This is a genomic window from Sphingopyxis sp. JAI128, assembly GCF_014207235.1.
Classification (GTDB): Bacteria; Pseudomonadota; Alphaproteobacteria; order Sphingomonadales; family Sphingomonadaceae; genus Sphingopyxis.
The window spans coordinates 57,333-72,310 of record NZ_JACHDA010000005.1 but is presented as its reverse complement, the minus strand read 5'-3'; the positions used below and the strand labels follow the sequence as shown (position 1 = coordinate 72,310).

15 protein-coding genes and 1 pseudogene are annotated in these 14,978 nt (G+C 64.4%); 10 read left to right on the top strand and 6 right to left on the bottom strand.

Annotated features, from left to right (window positions below):
* Positions 1-27: 27 nt before the first annotated feature.
* Positions 28-993: a 23S rRNA (adenine(2503)-C(2))-methyltransferase RlmN gene (rlmN, locus tag HDC35_RS13215; RefSeq protein WP_221438251.1), complete on the bottom strand. Its 966-nt coding sequence runs from the start codon at positions 991-993 to the stop codon at positions 28-30.
* Between the two features lie 154 nt (positions 994-1,147).
* Positions 1,148-1,720: a TetR/AcrR family transcriptional regulator gene (locus HDC35_RS13210; RefSeq protein ID WP_184647538.1), complete on the bottom strand. Its 573-nt coding sequence runs from the start codon at positions 1,718-1,720 to the stop codon at positions 1,148-1,150.
* A gap of 268 nt (positions 1,721-1,988) precedes the next feature.
* Here HDC35_RS13210 and HDC35_RS13205 point away from each other — a divergent pair, with 268 nt between their 5' ends.
* Positions 1,989-2,360 (top strand): MAPEG family protein, encoded by a 372-nt coding sequence (locus tag HDC35_RS13205; RefSeq protein ID WP_184647536.1) that lies wholly within the window; start codon positions 1,989-1,991, stop codon positions 2,358-2,360.
* Between the two features lie 378 nt (positions 2,361-2,738).
* Here HDC35_RS13205 and HDC35_RS13200 read toward each other — a convergent pair whose 3' ends face one another.
* Positions 2,739-3,617 carry a LysR family transcriptional regulator gene (locus HDC35_RS13200; protein ID WP_184647534.1) on the bottom strand — a complete coding sequence of 293 codons (879 nt, stop codon included), beginning with the start codon at positions 3,615-3,617 and terminating at the stop codon, positions 2,739-2,741.
* Between the two features lie 81 nt (positions 3,618-3,698).
* Here HDC35_RS13200 and HDC35_RS13195 point away from each other — a divergent pair, with 81 nt between their 5' ends.
* On the top strand, positions 3,699-5,282 hold the full coding sequence (locus tag HDC35_RS13195; RefSeq protein ID WP_184647532.1) for a pyridoxal phosphate-dependent aminotransferase: 1,584 nt from the start codon (positions 3,699-3,701) through the stop codon (positions 5,280-5,282).
* 52 nt (positions 5,283-5,334) lie between these two features.
* On the opposite strand, the gene HDC35_RS13190 is transcribed toward HDC35_RS13195, so the two are convergent.
* Entirely contained in the window at positions 5,335-6,018 is a 684-nt protein-coding gene (locus HDC35_RS13190) for a glutathione S-transferase family protein (RefSeq protein WP_184647530.1), read from the bottom strand.
* Between the two features lie 93 nt (positions 6,019-6,111).
* Here HDC35_RS13190 and HDC35_RS13185 point away from each other — a divergent pair, with 93 nt between their 5' ends.
* A complete protein-coding gene (locus HDC35_RS13185; protein WP_184647528.1) occupies positions 6,112-6,996 on the top strand; it encodes a LysR family transcriptional regulator in 885 nt (294 codons plus the stop codon).
* A 53-nt stretch (positions 6,997-7,049) separates the two neighbouring features.
* Here HDC35_RS13185 and HDC35_RS13180 read toward each other — a convergent pair whose 3' ends face one another.
* Positions 7,050-7,670, bottom strand: a complete 621-nt coding sequence (locus tag HDC35_RS13180; RefSeq protein WP_184647526.1) for a LysE family translocator — start codon at positions 7,668-7,670, stop codon at positions 7,050-7,052.
* Positions 7,671-8,134: 464 nt separating this feature from the next.
* Between HDC35_RS13180 and HDC35_RS19955 the strand changes: the two are divergent.
* The 4 genes and pseudogenes from HDC35_RS19955 to HDC35_RS13160 form a co-directional block, all read left to right on the top strand.
* Positions 8,135-8,365, top strand: a pseudogene (locus HDC35_RS19955) (glutathione S-transferase N-terminal domain-containing protein); the annotation flags it as partial.
* Positions 8,366-8,546: 181 nt separating this feature from the next.
* Positions 8,547-8,789 (top strand): glutathione binding-like protein, encoded by a 243-nt coding sequence (locus HDC35_RS13170; RefSeq protein ID WP_184647524.1) that lies wholly within the window; start codon positions 8,547-8,549, stop codon positions 8,787-8,789.
* Positions 8,790-8,861: 72 nt separating this feature from the next.
* Positions 8,862-9,452: a DUF1993 domain-containing protein gene (locus HDC35_RS13165; RefSeq protein ID WP_260397723.1), complete on the top strand. Its 591-nt coding sequence runs from the start codon at positions 8,862-8,864 to the stop codon at positions 9,450-9,452.
* A 62-nt stretch (positions 9,453-9,514) separates the two neighbouring features.
* Positions 9,515-10,297: an alpha/beta fold hydrolase gene (locus tag HDC35_RS13160; protein WP_260397722.1), complete on the top strand. Its 783-nt coding sequence runs from the start codon at positions 9,515-9,517 to the stop codon at positions 10,295-10,297.
* A gap of 98 nt (positions 10,298-10,395) precedes the next feature.
* Here the strand turns inward: HDC35_RS13160 and HDC35_RS13155 are convergent, their stop codons facing one another.
* Entirely contained in the window at positions 10,396-11,283 is an 888-nt protein-coding gene (locus HDC35_RS13155; RefSeq protein ID WP_260397721.1) for a GyrI-like domain-containing protein, read from the bottom strand.
* A 343-nt stretch (positions 11,284-11,626) separates the two neighbouring features.
* On the opposite strand from HDC35_RS13155, the gene HDC35_RS13150 reads away from it, so the two are divergent.
* Genes HDC35_RS13150 through HDC35_RS13140 form a run of 3 tightly spaced genes read left to right on the top strand, consistent with a single transcriptional unit; the run spans position 11,627 to position 14,851 of the window.
* On the top strand, positions 11,627-12,913 hold the full coding sequence (locus HDC35_RS13150) for an efflux RND transporter periplasmic adaptor subunit (protein ID WP_184647522.1): 1,287 nt from the start codon (positions 11,627-11,629) through the stop codon (positions 12,911-12,913).
* Complete coding sequence (locus HDC35_RS13145) at positions 12,897-13,604, top strand: ABC transporter ATP-binding protein (protein ID WP_184647520.1); 708 nt, start codon at positions 12,897-12,899, stop codon at positions 13,602-13,604. The genes HDC35_RS13150 and HDC35_RS13145 overlap by 17 nt, the downstream gene beginning before the upstream one ends.
* Complete coding sequence (locus tag HDC35_RS13140; protein ID WP_184647518.1) at positions 13,601-14,851, top strand: ABC transporter permease; 1,251 nt, start codon at positions 13,601-13,603, stop codon at positions 14,849-14,851. The genes HDC35_RS13145 and HDC35_RS13140 overlap by 4 nt, the downstream gene beginning before the upstream one ends.
* Positions 14,852-14,978 lie beyond the last annotated feature (127 nt).

Here is a 14,978-nt window from a genome sequence, read left to right as displayed (position 1 = left end):
GGGTCACGTCGACGGCCGCGCCCCGGCTCACCTGTCGCTTGCCCGGTTCCCTCCTAGGTCACGAAGCCAGAGCTGCCCGCATGCGGCGTCGATGTCGCTTCCCTGCGTGTCGCGCACCACGACCGGAATTCCGGCCCGGTCGAGCCGGTGGCGGAAGAAGCTCAGCATGCGGTCCTCCGTGCGCCTCAGCTTGATCGCGTCGACGGGATTCCAGCGCATCAGGTTGATGCGTGCCGGTTTGTCGGCAAACATCGACACCAGCCGCTGCGCGTCGGCAACGCTGTCATTGACCCCCGGCAGGACGAGGTACACGAAAGTCACCTTGCGCCGGTGACGATCGGCCCAGGACAGCGCGCGCGTGACGACTTCGCCGATATCATGCCTGGCGGCGCCCGGAATGAGGCGATCGCGAACTGCCTGCGTCGTCGCGTGCAGCGAAATGGTCAGGTTTATGCCGAGATGCTCTTCGCGCAACCGGCGGAGCGCCTTGGGAATGCCGATCGTCGACAATGTGATCCCGGTCGTCGGAAAGCCGAGGCCGCGGCGGTCGCGGAGCAGGCGGATCGCGCCGAGCACATTGTCATAATTGTTCAGCGGCTCGCCGATCCCCATGAAGACGATGCGGTTGACCCTGGGGCCGAGGTGCACCACCTGTTCCACGATCTCGGCCGCCGTGAGATTGCGCTTCAGGCCGGCTTGCCCCGAGGCGCAGAAGCGGCAGGAAAAGGCGCAGCCGACCTGCGAAGAAACGCACGCCGTAAACCCGTCGCGACGTCGGATGAGAACGCTTTCCACCGCATAGCCGTCGCCCAGGCCGAACAGAAATTTCTCGGACCGCCCGCCGCGGGAGCGTTGTAGCTGCTTGAGCGCATGGAGCGCGAGGCCGTGCCCGGTTGCCCAGCGCGCGACGTCGGGCCGCAGCCTGGCAGAAAACAGGTCCCGGTAGGCGCATCCTGGGGGCGGACGAAGCGCGTCGAACGCGGCTGCGCTCAAACCGAGCAGGGCTTTCGGGGGCGCACCCCTGACGACCGGCCGGGCCGGCGGAAGCATGACTGAAGGCATCGATATTGCTCGCAGCAAAAAGCAGCCAAGCTGCTGCTGCAAAATATATAACCGTCGCGTCGGTTATTATCAAGTGGGTTCGATGTCAGAGCCGGAATTCATGGTCCGGATAAAGAAGCTGGAGAACCCGCAAGGTGCGCAGAGCCATATAATCGGCGAGCTCGCCCTCGCGGCTCACCATCCACTGCATATAGGATCCCTGGATGACCGACTGGACCAGCTCGGACCGGGAGCGCTGGTCTCCCTCGGCAACCGGCAGGCTGCTCTCGATGGCATGGCGCACCAGTTCATTGCGTTCGAGCGCGAGGCGGCGAAGCTGCGGGTCGACGATATCGCCCCAGAACAGCAGGAGATAAGCCTCATTGCCTGTTTCGGGATCCATGCCCGTAATCAGTTCGCGCAGCAGGCTCCACAATCCGTCAAGGCCCGGCACCAACGATCTGGCGCCGAAATAATCGCGCACCTCCTGCGTCATGGCCTCCATGACCTTGCGATGGAGCGTCGCCTTGTCCTGAAAGCGCTGGATAAGGGCGGCACGCGAAATGCCGACGGCCTTTGCAACGTCCGCGAGCGTGAAATCCACCGGACCTTCGCTCAGGAGCACGTCGCGCGCAGCGGTCAGGATGTCCTCGTCGCTATGGAGCTTGGGTCTGGGCATGGGTCTCTCGCAGGGTAACGGCCCGGGACCGTTACCCCGGAAAGACTTTCGGCTCAACGATCCGCTAAACGCAAGGGGCCGCGTTCCGGGTGATTCAAGGACCTGTCGGCCGATCGCACCGGCATCCTGTGCGGTTCGGCAGGATGATTTGGCGCTCCGCCGCCTGAGGCTCGCCTTCTACGGCGCCAGGTGGTGGATTCGGGCTATCTGTCTGCTCCAACCGCGAAGCGTGTGCGCATGCAGAGCATCCTCGACCACGGAGTTATCGATGCTTCCCATCACCTCGGCACTTGCCGCCCTGTCCGCGATCGCCTTGTTCGGTCTCAGCCTCGCTGTGAGTCTTGCCCGCATGAAAGCCAGGGTGAAACTGGGAACCGGCGAGGACGAGCGACTGCTGCGCCACATAAGGGCGCAGGGCAATTTCGTGGAGTATGTTCCCTTGGCGCTGATCCTCTGCGGCCTCGCGGAATATCGCGCCGCTCCGTCTGGCTGGCTTTTGCTTGCGGCGGGATTGCTGATTGTCGGCCGGATTCTGCATGCCGCAGCCATGCTCCTCGACGTCTGGCCCGTGCGCCCTCCAGCAATGATTGCCACCTATGCTTCGCTGCTCCTTCTCGCCGAATTGCTGCTATTCCCGTGAGGCCCCTCGCTCCGCATGCGAAGCGCCATGTTAGGCATTCGGGGCGGCCGGCGTCGCCAGCGTCACAGGTGCTGCAACCCGCGCTGGCGCTGGGGATGATCCTGGCTGGATGGGCCGCGCCCCCGGTACATGGAGGCGAGGGGAGGAAACGGCTGCGACGCGAGCCACGGCGAACGTTGTTCGACGAATATTGCGCAAAGACTTCCCCGCGGTAGCGCCGTTGATAAGCTTTACGCAGGACCACGGCGCGACCCACATATTTTGCCGAACAGCTCGATAGGCAGGCCTCAGGCCAACCGCACACCCGTCGAGCCCGGGCGAGGAGTTCGGACCGCCAAGCTCGATGCACACCCGGCGCCGCGTGTCGGAAAAGCCCCTCTACCCGGAAGTGGAGGCCGCCTCCGCGACGATCCAGTCGCAGAAGGCTGCAGCGGGCGGGCTTTGGACCTGCTCCCTCCATGTCAGCCAATATTCCCCAACCGCCGGGATCGATGTCCCGAAGGGCTGCATGAGAGCGCCTTCGGCAATCTGGCGCGCGAACATCCGGGGGTCCGCGAGACCGACGCCAAAATCCCCGAGCGCCGCCTGTATCATCGCGACCGACGAATCGAAGACCGGGCCGCGGCGGCCGTCGACCTCAATACCGCTCGCCGACAACCAGCGCGGCCAGTCGTCCCGGTGATAGGTCGACAGGAGCGTCGTGCGACGGAGATCCCGCGGACTGTCCATGACGGCAGCGACGCGCGGCGTGCATAGCGGTGTCAGCCAGCTGTCAAGCAAATGCCGGCTCCGGCAGCCGGGCCAGCCCCCGTCTCCGAAACGGATTGCAACATCGAGTCGATCGCGGAGAAGGTCGACCTTGCGATTATTGTGGGTGAACAGCTGCACGCGCGCCGACGGGAAACTTGCCTCGAACCGGGGAAGGCGCGGCAAGAGCCATCCGAGCGCGAAAGTGCCCACCACGCCGACGGCGAGTGGAGGCTGCTCGTCGCGGGCGGTTTCATGCAAGGCGCCGGATATCGTCGCGAAGGCGCGGTCGAGTTCAAGCTGTAGAGCCAGAACCCGAGCCGTCGGCCGAAGCCCGCGGTGGAGCCGGTCGAACAGTCGAACGCCGAGGTAATCCTCGACGAGCTTCACTTGCTGGCTCACCGCTGCTGGCGTCACGTGCAACTCGTCTGCGGCGCGCGCGAAGCTACCGAGCCGAGCGGCGGCCGCGACGGCTCGCAATGCGCCAAGGGGCAAATGGCGAAGGTTCATTCGGACAGGTTAGCAGATCTAGGTCAAATGGGCCAGAACGATTAGTTTGCACAAAATTTTCCATATCTACACGATATGCGGATGAACATGTCCTCATCAGGCCCGACGAAGCGCGGGATCATCGCCCTGCTCGAATGCAGCGGGCCGCATCCTCTTGCGGGGAGCACCGCGCCGCCTCTGGACGTGTCCGCCATGCTCTCCTCTGTCGGTCCTTCGTATCTTCCGTATGGCCATCCCGGCGGAAGCGATAAACTGAAGGAAGCGATCGCTTCCGTCTGCGGCGTGCCCGCCGAAGACATCATCGTGGTTCCGGGCGCTACCGCGGGCCTTGCGCTTGCCGCGTCATGCGCGCTCGCGGCTGGCGGAGAGGCGCTGCTTGTCACACCGGGATATCCGCCCGCACGCGACTATCTTCGCACCCTTCGCGCGACAGTGTACAAGGAGCGCACAACGTTCGATCGCGCTTATCGGCTCGATATCGACCGGATGGGGCGCCGTCTTTCTGCGGCCACGCGGCTCGTGTGTCTTGCCACCCCCGGCAACCCGGGAGGGCAGATCGTGCCGTGTGACGATATTCGGCGGCTCGCAGATATGGTCAAGGTGCGAGCGCCGCAGGCGATTCTTGTCGTCGACGAGACCTTTCGCGAGGCGGGCTTCGGTGGCAAGCCCGCCCCAAGTGCGGCAGGGCTCGGCGCCCAGGTCGTCACCATTGGATCGCTGTCGAAGGCCTATGGGGTGCCGGGGCTGCGGATGGGCTGGATCGCCGTCAGCGACCCTTTACTGAGGCAGTCGCTCATCGAGGCTGCGGCCAACCTGTTCCACTCCTGCCCGGTGCTCGAAGAAGGCGTCGCTACGGCCGTTCTGAGCCAGCACGAGAGCATATTGGCCGAGCAGGGCGCCATGCTGCTTGAGCGACTGGTCATCACATTACGTTGGCTTGAGCGTCATGCGAGTGCACTGGAGTGGACCAGTCCCGACGCAGGCGCGATCATCGCGTTGCGACATCTCGGTGCGGGCGCCGTTCGCGACTTCCCTCGCTGCCTGGCGGGGCACGGCGTTGCACTGGCGCCCGCAACCTTGCTGGGCGATCACGATGACATCTATCGGCTCGGCTTCGGCCTTCGCTCGACGCAGGAGTTGCACAAGGCACTCGACGCCCTCGGCGCCGCTTTGCGGCAGGCGGCGCCAACGATGGCGGTGGCCGCGGAACCAAGCAGGCTCGGCGAACTGGTGCAGAAGCTCGTGTCAGGCACATTGCCGAAGGACGATTGGACCCATGACGCCCATCTTGGCGCCTGCCTGTGGCTGCTCCGTCATCGAACGGCTGAACAGGTCTCGCGCGAGATGCCAGGGATAATCAGGCGGTACAACGAGGCGGTTGGCACCCCGAACTCCGATCAGTCGGGCTATCATGCGACGATCACCGAGTTCTACGTCCGCGCCCTCGGCGATTTCCTGGTCGCTAACGATCGCGGCCAGCCGGTCGACGAGCTGTTCGGCCTCCTCCAGTCGTCGCCGCTCGCCGCGCGGGATTATCCCTTGCGCTCTTATTCGCGTGAGCGGCTGTTTTCGGTCGCCGCCCGCCGATGTTTCGTTTCGCCGGACCGCTGCGGCCGCGATCCCGACCCAGAACGGTTGCCGGGCATGTCCGGCGCATCGGCATAGAGAGCGGAGCGGCAGGCCCGATGCGACAGGGAGCGGAGCGCGGCGCATTCCGTCATCGTGCCCGTGCGAGAGCCTCCGCGAGGTCGACGACGCGTGGGTCGGCCGGATCGCTTTCCAGCCGGGCAGCTGCCTGGGCGACGGCATCCTTTTCGATATGCGCGCGAACGGCGGCGATACGCGGATAGTCGGCAACATCGAACACCTCGTGAAATTCCACCCACCGACCGACCCCGAGGAGTATCGCGTCGGCGAGGCTGCGGCGTTCGCCCACGAGCCAAGGTCCCTCTCCGAGCATGGCTTCGAGCTGCTCATGCCGTTTCCGGACGAGGCCGGTGCCGAAGCTGCGGAGAAATTCGCGCTGTTCGGTGGTAAGGTGCGGCGCTTCCATCGCTGCCCAAAAGGGAACGAAGGCACCAGTGAAACCGGTGTTGAGAAAGGAGGCGAGTTCCCACATGCGCAGCGCGTCGCGGCTGCCCGGCGCAAAGGAGACGCGCCTCGCGTCGTCCCTGTTTTCGATCCACCTTGCAATCGCGAGCGTCTCGGTCAGGACCTGTCCTTCGGCGTCGATGAGAACCGGCACTTCCCCTCGAGGGTTGATCGCCAGAAAGGCCGCGGGACGATCGAGCAGGTCGACGCGCCCGATGTCGTGGGGGATTTCGGCCCATGCGAGCGCGGCCGCAAGACCGATCGGGCTGCCCATGGGATAGCCGATGAGCAAGGTGGGGTTGGGCATCATTGTCTCCTTGAATGTGAGACCTGCAGTGCTAAATCATGAACGATATGCTCGAAAGTGCGCTATTTTTCTCTCCTTCGTTCACAGAAGTGAACAATGCTGCCGCGGCTCGATGATCTTGCCCTTTTCGCGATCATCGCCGAGGCTGGCAGCTTTTCGGCGGCGGCCCGGCTGTGCGGCAGGCGCAAGTCGGGATTGAGCAAGCGCATGGCTGCGCTGGAGGATGCGATGGGAGCAAGGCTGCTTCATCGCACCCCCCGAAACGTCGTGCTGACAGATCTCGGACGGGACGTGCTGGTCCACGCGCAGGATCTCCGACGCGAAGGCGAGGCAGCGATGGACGTGATCGCCCGGCGTGCATCCACACCCGCAGGGCCCGTCACAATCTCCGCGTCGGTACCTGGTGCCCAATGGCACCTTGCGCCGCTGCTTCCGGAGATTGCCCGGCGCCTGCCCGAAGTGGAGCTGCGGGTTCAGGTCACCGACCGGTTCGTCGATCTCGTCCATGAGAATATCGATATTGCCTTGCGCAGCCATTCCGGGCCGCTGCCCGACAGCGACCTGATCGGGCGGGAGCTGAGGCGGGCACCGGTCGTCCTGGTTGCCTCGCCTGCCTATGTCGGAGAACATGGCCTGCCCGAAGAGGTGACCGATCTTGCGCGCCACCTGGCGGTTATCCCTGCTCCAGAGGCGCAATGGTCGCTACGTTCGACGGAGGGGGATGCCCAGGTCGTCCAGCCGCGAGTCCGGATGGTTGCCGACGAGGCCCAGGTCATGCTCGCCGCATGCTCCGCCGGCCTCGGCATATCGGCGCTTCCCGAATGGATGTCGGCTGGGGCGATCGGGGAGGGCCGACTGGTGCGGATACTCCCTGCGTGGACGGCGGGCGAGGTTCGCACCACGCTGCTGACCACCACGCGACGCGGGCTTCTGCCCGCCGTCCGCGCGGTCGTCGATGCCCTGCTGTCCGTCAAGACATAGTCGGGGATCGAGCGGCCCGCTGGACATGCGGAATGCGGCGCGGAGAGGGTGCGCTAAGCGTGCCGCTGCAGCGCAAGCCGCACACCGAGAGCGATCAGGATCGTGCCGAGCATCCGGTCCAGCCACATCGCGGCACGCGGGCGCGCCCGCAGCGTATCGGTGAATTGCGCGGCCCCATGAGCCGCGGCGACTTCCACGACCAGGCCGATGAGGATCGTCGTCAAGCCGAGCAGCAACAGCTGTGCTGCGAGATTGCCTGCCGAAACATCGGCAAATTGCGGGAGGAAGGCCAGAAAGAACAGGGCCGACTTGGGATTGAACAGGTCGACCAACATGCCTTGGCGAAAGGCTGTGCCGGTACTCATCGAGCCCCCGGGCCGCCCGAGTTGTCCCGCGCTGCCCGTTCTCCAGCTCCGCAACCCGAGGAACACAAGGTAAGCGGCACCAGCCAGGGTAACGAAAGTGAAGGCGGCCTTCGACGTAGCAAGAATGCTGGAGAGTCCGAGCGATACCGCGATCACGTGAACCATTGCGCCTGCCGCGATTCCTCCGGCCGCCGCCACGCCCACCCGCCTGCCATTCGCGATCGCCGTCGACGTAACATACAGGAGGTCCGGTCCCGGTGGGATATTGAGCAGTACCGCCGCCGACGCGAACATGATCCAGGAACCCATGTGTTTCCTCGCTGAAACCGTCCGGGGTCGAACCGGCGCTCGCCGCTCGGAGCTGGCTTCGACACCCTGCGCGCCCTTCGCCTTCACTGATACTGGCTGAGGCATTAGACCCTGGATCCGCGCGAATGGCCCGATTAGCGGCGAGTGGTCATTCGGTGCGGCCAAGCGGTCTGGTCCGTGCGCGCGAATATGGCATGATAGGGTCGAAGCGGCGGGGAGAACGCTCCGCTTAATGCCGCAGCATAAAGGCAGGTGTGCGGGGTAAACGACTTGATGATGGCCAGCGTAGGGGCGGAGGCGAATGATATTTGCCAACCCGGCCGCCGGCGGCTCTGAGGGCATCCTCATCATCGACGCGCCCCGGTGACACCGCGCTTCCTATTGCGGCATGGGGTGCGTCCATCCGCATCGAAGCGGATGTCCGGCATGTCCGCTCTGCCCATGCCGACACGGGGACCGACTGAATGAACGAAGAAAAAAATCGCTACACGCTGCACGCGGCACCTGGCTCGTGCTCGCTGGCGCCCCATATCATATTGGAGGAGATCGGTGAGCCCTACACGCTGGCGCTGATGTCGCCGGGGCATCCCGAAACGAAATCGGATGCGTTTCGAGCGCTCAATCCTAAAGGGCGTATCCCTGTCCTGACGGCTGACGACCTTCTCATCACCGAAGTGCCGGCGATCCTGTTGCATCTGGCAATCGAGCGTCCGGATGTCGGTCTGCTCGGCGCTGACGGCGCAGCGCTCGTTCGCGCTGTCGAGTGGTTCAACTGGCTCTCGGGAAGCGTCCACGCGGTCGCGGTCCGCATGATATGGCGGCCCGACTATTTCTGCGATCCGAGCGATGCTCATCCCGACATCCGAAGCAAGGGGAATGGAGCACCTCACCGGTGCCTACGGCGTGATCGAGGCAAAGCTTGCCAACGGCAATTGGGCGCTGGGGGAGCGTTATTCGGTCGTCGATCCCTATCTGGCGGTCTTCTATCGGTGGGGCATGCGGATGAGCATCGACATGCCGAAATCCTTTCCCAACTGGACCTGCCACGCCCGGCGTATCGAGGCGAGGCCAGCCGTCCAGCGCGCGCTCGAACAGGAGAATATTTCTCTCTGGCGATGACCAAAGTCTGCGAGCCAACGGTCGTACGCAGCGGCCGATGGCCGCCGTCCCGTATCTGGCCGAAGTCGACGGATGTCCGCCACCACTGCAGACGCTACAGCATCACCAGACTTTTCACTGCAAAGGAAGATTATGACTTACGCGCATTCCGCCCGGATCATCTTTATCGACATGCTCGGGATGCTCGACCGTCTCGTTGGCAAGGCTCTCGACGCGGGAATGACGGATGCAGTGCTTGCGGAAAAGCTCACCGACGACATGTTTCCGCTGGAACTGCAGTTCCGCGTCGCGCTCAATCAGGTGCTTCTTGCCCTCAATCAGGTCGGAGGGAAAGCCGTTCCGCTCGACGAGACCGCCTACACCACGCTCGCCGAGATTCGCGAACGGATTGCCTCGATTCTCTCGCAGGTGGAGGAGGCGGGAGCCGCCGCGTGGGCGGACGCAGACGCGGTCGTCGATCTCACGCTTCCCAATGGCGTACGCTTCGTGATGTCGGCAGAAGAGGATATCAGGGACTGGATCATGCCGAACTTCTATTTCCACGTGACGATGGTCTACGCCCTGTTGCGCCATGCAGGTGTGCCGATCGGCAAGATGGATTTCATACCGCATATGGACCGCCACACGGCGCAGGCAGACGCGCAGGGGCGGCCCAGCTCATGAGGTCGCATTCGGCTGGAAAGGGCAACAAAGTGCCAAATTGGCTCCATCGCGATGGTGTGACATTGCGCTACATCGTCGAAGGCGCGGGGCCATTCCTGGTCCTTACAGGGGCGCCGCTTGGCATTCAGGGGTTTGAGGCGCTTGCGTCGAAGCTTGCAGCCGATTTCACCGTGGTGCGGCATGATCCGCGCGGGGTCGGCGAAAGCCTCCTGCCAGATGGTGCTCCTTTTTCTCTGGCAGTCCTCGCTGATGATCTTCGTGCGATCGTCGAAGCCGTTTCGCAGGAACCGGTGTTCATTTTTGGCGCCAGTGGGGGCGCGGCGGTCGGTTTGCATCTGGTTCTGGAACATCCGGAGATTGTGCAGCTACTCGTAGCTCATGAGCCCCCGCTTTTCGGATTGGCGCCCAACGGCGAGATGCTGCTTGCGGAGGCCGACAAGGCGTTCCGATTGGCACGCGACGATCCCGGCGCAGCTCTTCAGGCTTTCGCCGACCTCAGCCAGGTCTTTCAGGAAACGCGCAGTGCAGATTCCAAGCGGGAACGGATAATTTTGCCGCCCTTGTCGACGGAGGAAAGCGGGAAGCAGCGCTTCGCGCTTGGCCGCATGGCGCCGTGCACCGTGCATTTTCAGCCGTCCATCCCGTCGATCCTCCGCGAGAGGATAATTGTCGCGGCTGGCGAGGCCTCGATCGGGCAACCGGCGCGGGTGGCAACGGAAATGCTCGCAGAAAAGTTCGGCGTCGCTCTCCGGGACGCCCCCGGAAACCATCTTGGTATGATAATGCACACCGAGAGGTTCGCCTCCTGGCTCAGGCAGACGATGCAGCCCAGGCGCCAGGCTTAAGTCTTTCAACATCTCCAGCGTCGCTTCTCCCCAGGGTTTCCGATATCGTGGGGGGGGGGGGGCGTGCGCCGGCCGATAAAGCTCTGCTGCCTCTGGCGCTATTTGAGCGGCAGAAACAGCTCGACCACCACATCCTGAGCGCCTCCGTCTGGAGAAAGGCTGAGGTGCCGGCGGCAATAGATGGGAAAGTCCCGGACCTCCTCGCCGCTCGCCGGGAGCCAGCTGCCATAGAGGAAAAGGGCGGCAGGCTCCAGATTATGGGTATCATGCTCGATGCGCAGCACCGCACACCGGCCGCCCGGGATCACCCCCGCCCGCATGACCGCGTCGTCCGGATCGATGGGCAGCTCGGTCCCGACGCAGAGATCCATGCTGTAGTCTCCAGGGTCTGCGGGCGTCCGCTCCGAACGAAAGATATTGAAGGTCGGGCTCGTCGCGGGCGAGAGACCTACGGTCTTGCGCCAGGCGATAAAGGTCTCGATCGTGGCCGGCAGCCCCGCGCGATCGCCGCGATGTTCCAGTATCGCCACCGGCGTTGGCGGCACGTCGCGGATCGTCACGTCGTCGATTTCATAATGCACCGGCATAAGTCTGCTCCTCGCGTTATTCAGAGGCCCGAAGGCCGCAAGCCACGGCGTCCAGTCGGGCGATTTGCGGAACGACGACGGCGATTGGCCGAACCGGCCTCGGAAGGCGCGGGCGAAGGCATCAGGGGCGTCATAGCCGGCGTCCATCGCAATCTCCGTCACACTCCGTCCCTTCTCGGACGCGAGCTGGTGCGAGGCCCGCTTCATCCGGGCCAGCTGGACATAGCGATGCACCGAAAGCCCGAAGGTCGCAGCGAACTGCCGGTGGAAATGAAATTTCGAAAAGGCGGCGACACTGCTGAGCACTTCGAGGTCGAGGTCATCGCCGAGATGCGCGTCGATATGATCGAGCACTCTCTGCATCCGGTCCTCATAATTCTTCCGGGCCGCCGTCATCATTCACTCCTGCTTGGCAGATCCGGAATAGGCGATGCCTCCGCCATGCGCTCGACCGATCTTGCGCTTTCGATGCTCCGGTCCAAGACGCATCGTGCGGGCTCGCCCAGCTTGCGCGTGCAGACGCCCCCACGGCGGACACGGCTCTTTCCCTTGGCCAGACAACAAATCGGCGGTTTGCATCGGCATATCGGGATATCGGGATGACGGGCTCGGGGGAACTGCGGCCGTACCGTCATGCTCGATTCCGCTTTCGCAAGATCACGCCGGCATGCCAAGGATAGGCAGCCGGCAGAACCGGTTCTCCGGCGAACCGGGATTCGGTCGGTCTTAAAAGGGCAATCAAATGTTGCGGACAGTGCGCGGGTGGGCCGGCAGGCATCGCTTCTGGTCAGCGGGGATCGTGCTCATTGCAGCGTTCCTGCTCTACAAGATCCTGTCGCCGGCGCCGCGCGACTATGGGTATGTCCTGGCCAAAGTCGAGCGCGGCGACGTCGACCGCGTCGTGTCGGCGAGCGGCAAGGTGCGCGCTCTCAACACGATCAATGTCGGCGCCGAGGTCTCGGGCCAGGTCACGCAAGTTTTCGTCGATTACAACAGTCCCGTCAAAAAGGGGCAGCTGCTTGCGCTGATCGACCCCACCCGTGTCCAGGCGCGCGTGCAGCAGGGACAGGCACAGTTGGAGCTCGCGCGCGCGGGCCTCAGGCAGGCCGAGGCCAATGTCGCCAAGGCAGATAATGACCTGCTGATCCAGCAGCGCAATTACGCGCGGCGCAAGGCGCTCGCCGGCAACGGCTTCGTGTCGAAGGCCGATCTCGATGCCGCCGACGCGCAGCTCGGCGCGGCGCGTGCAGCGGCCAGCGTGAACAGGGCGCAAGTGTCGAGTGCGCGGGCACAGATCAGCCAGGCGAGCGCCGAGCTCTCGTCGGCGCAGCTCGATCTCACCCGAACCCGCATCGTCGCGCCGTCGAGCGGCGTCATCATCAACAAGCTGGTCGAACCCGGGTCGACCGTTACCGCAGGCTTCCAGACCCCGAACCTCTTCGAGATCGCAACCGATATCACGCAGATGCAGGTCGAGGCGTCGGTTGACGAGGCCGATATCGGCCAGGTCAAGGTTGGCCAAGCGGTCAATTTCTCGGTCGACAGCTATCCGGACATCATCTTCCGCGCGACGGTGCGCCAGGTCCGGCAGGCCGCGGTCGAGAACCAGAATGTCGTGAGCTATCTCGTGATCGCCGACGTTCCCAATCTCGACGGCAAACTGCTGCCGGGCATGACCGCCAATGTCGACATCGTGACGGGTTCGCGCCCGAAGGTCGTCCGCGTTCCGTCGGGCGCGCTGCGCTTTCGCCCGCGCGCCGACGACGTGCCAGCGGACGCGCGCGATGACGAGAAGCAACCGCCGGACAAGAAGCGCAAGCCCGCCCACCGTGTGTTCGTCGCGACCGACGATCCCTATCGGCCCGCGATGCGCAAGGTGACCATCGGGGTCGAAGGCGACGAATATACCGAGATCGTCAGCGGCCTCAAACCGGGCGAGAAGATACTCGTTCGCAGCCGCTCCCTCAAACCCCGGAAAGACGAGGGCAGCGCAGGCGACGAGGAGAGCGGCGATGATACCGCTTCTTGAGACGGACGCCCTCGTCAAGGATTACATGATCGGCGGCGAGATCCTCCACGCCGTCAACGGCGTGTCGCTCGCGATCCAGCGCGGCGAATTCGTCGCGATCATGGGCGCGAGCGGCAGCGGCAAATCGACCTTCATGAACATGATCGGCTGCCTCGACACGCCGACGTCGGGCACGCTGCGGTTGGATGGCATCGACACCAACAGCCTGTCGAGCGACGAGCTCGCCGACATCCGCAACCGCAAGATCGGCTTTGTCTTCCAGCAGTTCAACCTGCTGCCCCGCACCAGCGCGCTCGACAATGTCGCGGTCCCGCTCATCTACGCCGGGGCCGGCCGCGCCGAGCGCCAGCAGCGCGCGAGGGCGAAGCTCGAAGCGATGGGGCTCGGGGACCGGCTGGAGAACAGTCCGGCCAAATTGTCTGGCGGGCAGCAGCAACGCGTCGCGATTGCGCGAGCCCTCGTCACCGAGCCGCTGATGCTGCTCGCCGACGAGCCGACGGGCGCGCTCGATACGCAGACCTCGAACGACATCATGGGCATTTTCCAGGCGCTCAATGCCGCGGGCATCACCGTCGTGCTGGTGACCCATGAACCCGATATCGCCGACTATGCCGAGCGCCGTATCCTGTTTCGCGACGGCAAGGTCATCGAGGACGAGCCGGTAAAGAACCGGCGGAGCCCTGCGTCATGATCGCTCGGCTCTGGCGCAGTCTTGCGGGGTGGGGGATCAATGTCGCGATCGCGCTGACGGCGCTCCGCGTCAACCTGATGCGCTCGATCCTCACCACGCTCGGCGTCATGATCGGCGTCTTCTCGGTCATCCTCGCAGTCGCGATCGGCGCCGGGGCGCAGGTGTCGGTGACCGAATCGATCGGCGCGCTCGGTGCGAACATGGCGATCGTCGTGCCCGAGCCCGACAGCGACGGTCCGCGCCGGACCACCGATCGCGGCCGGCTGACCGAACGGGATATCAAGGCGATCGCCAAACAGGTGCCGGGCATCACCGCCACCGCGCCGCAGCTCCGGACCCGCGTGCAACTCGTCGCGGCCGGGCGTAACACAACGACCGAGGTGATCGGCGCCACACCCGATTATGCGATCGTCAGCAACGTCAATACAGACGAAGGCCGCTTCATCGAGCAGGGCGACGCCAATGCCTCCTCGCGCATTGCCGTCCTCGGCCAGACCGTTGCTACCCGCCTGTTCGGAAGTTACGATCCCGTCGGCGAGACGGTGCGGATCAACCGCGTCCCGTTCCGTATCGTCGGCCTGCTCGAAAGCAAGGGCAGCAGCTTCGGCAACGACAATGACGATCTGGTGATCGTGCCGCTCGGAACGCTGCGCCAGCGCCTGCTCGACACTCCGGCGCAGGGACCCGACGACATCCATATCGCTTTCGTCGGCTTCGACGACGAACCGTCGCTCATCGCCGGGCAGAACGAGATCAAGAAAATCCTGCGCGATCGCTACCGCGTCGCGAAAGGCAAGATCAATCCGTTCACCGTCCGCACGACGACGGAAATCGCCGAGGTCACGGGCGAGGCGACGCAGATATTCCAGGCGCTGCTCGTAGCCATCGCATCGATCTCGCTCCTCGTCGGGGGGATCGGCATCATGAACATCATGCTCGTGAGCGTCACCGAGCGCACGCGCGAGATCGGCCTCCGGATGGCGCTCGGCGCGAAGCGCGCCGATATCCGCAATCAATTCCTGGTCGAAGCCGCGGTGCTGTGCGTCATCGGCGGCGGCGTCGGTCTCGCACTCGCGAAGGTCGCGGCACTGGCGTTCGTCGCCTATGCCGATTTTCCGGCGCCGATCGGTTTCGGCGTGGCGGTGGGCGCCATCCTGTTTTCCGCCGTGATCGGGCTGGCCTTCGGCGGGTGGCCCGCGATCCGCGCCTCGCGCCTATCGCCGATCGAGGCGCTGCGGAGCGAGTAGACGCACGGCCGCGAGGTCTTCCTTCCCGTGGTCTTGATGGCTTGCTTGATCTCCAATGCGACACCGGTCTGAAGTAAGCCGCCCCGAGTGTAGGTGAACTGTCCTCGACCATCGACCGGCGACAGCT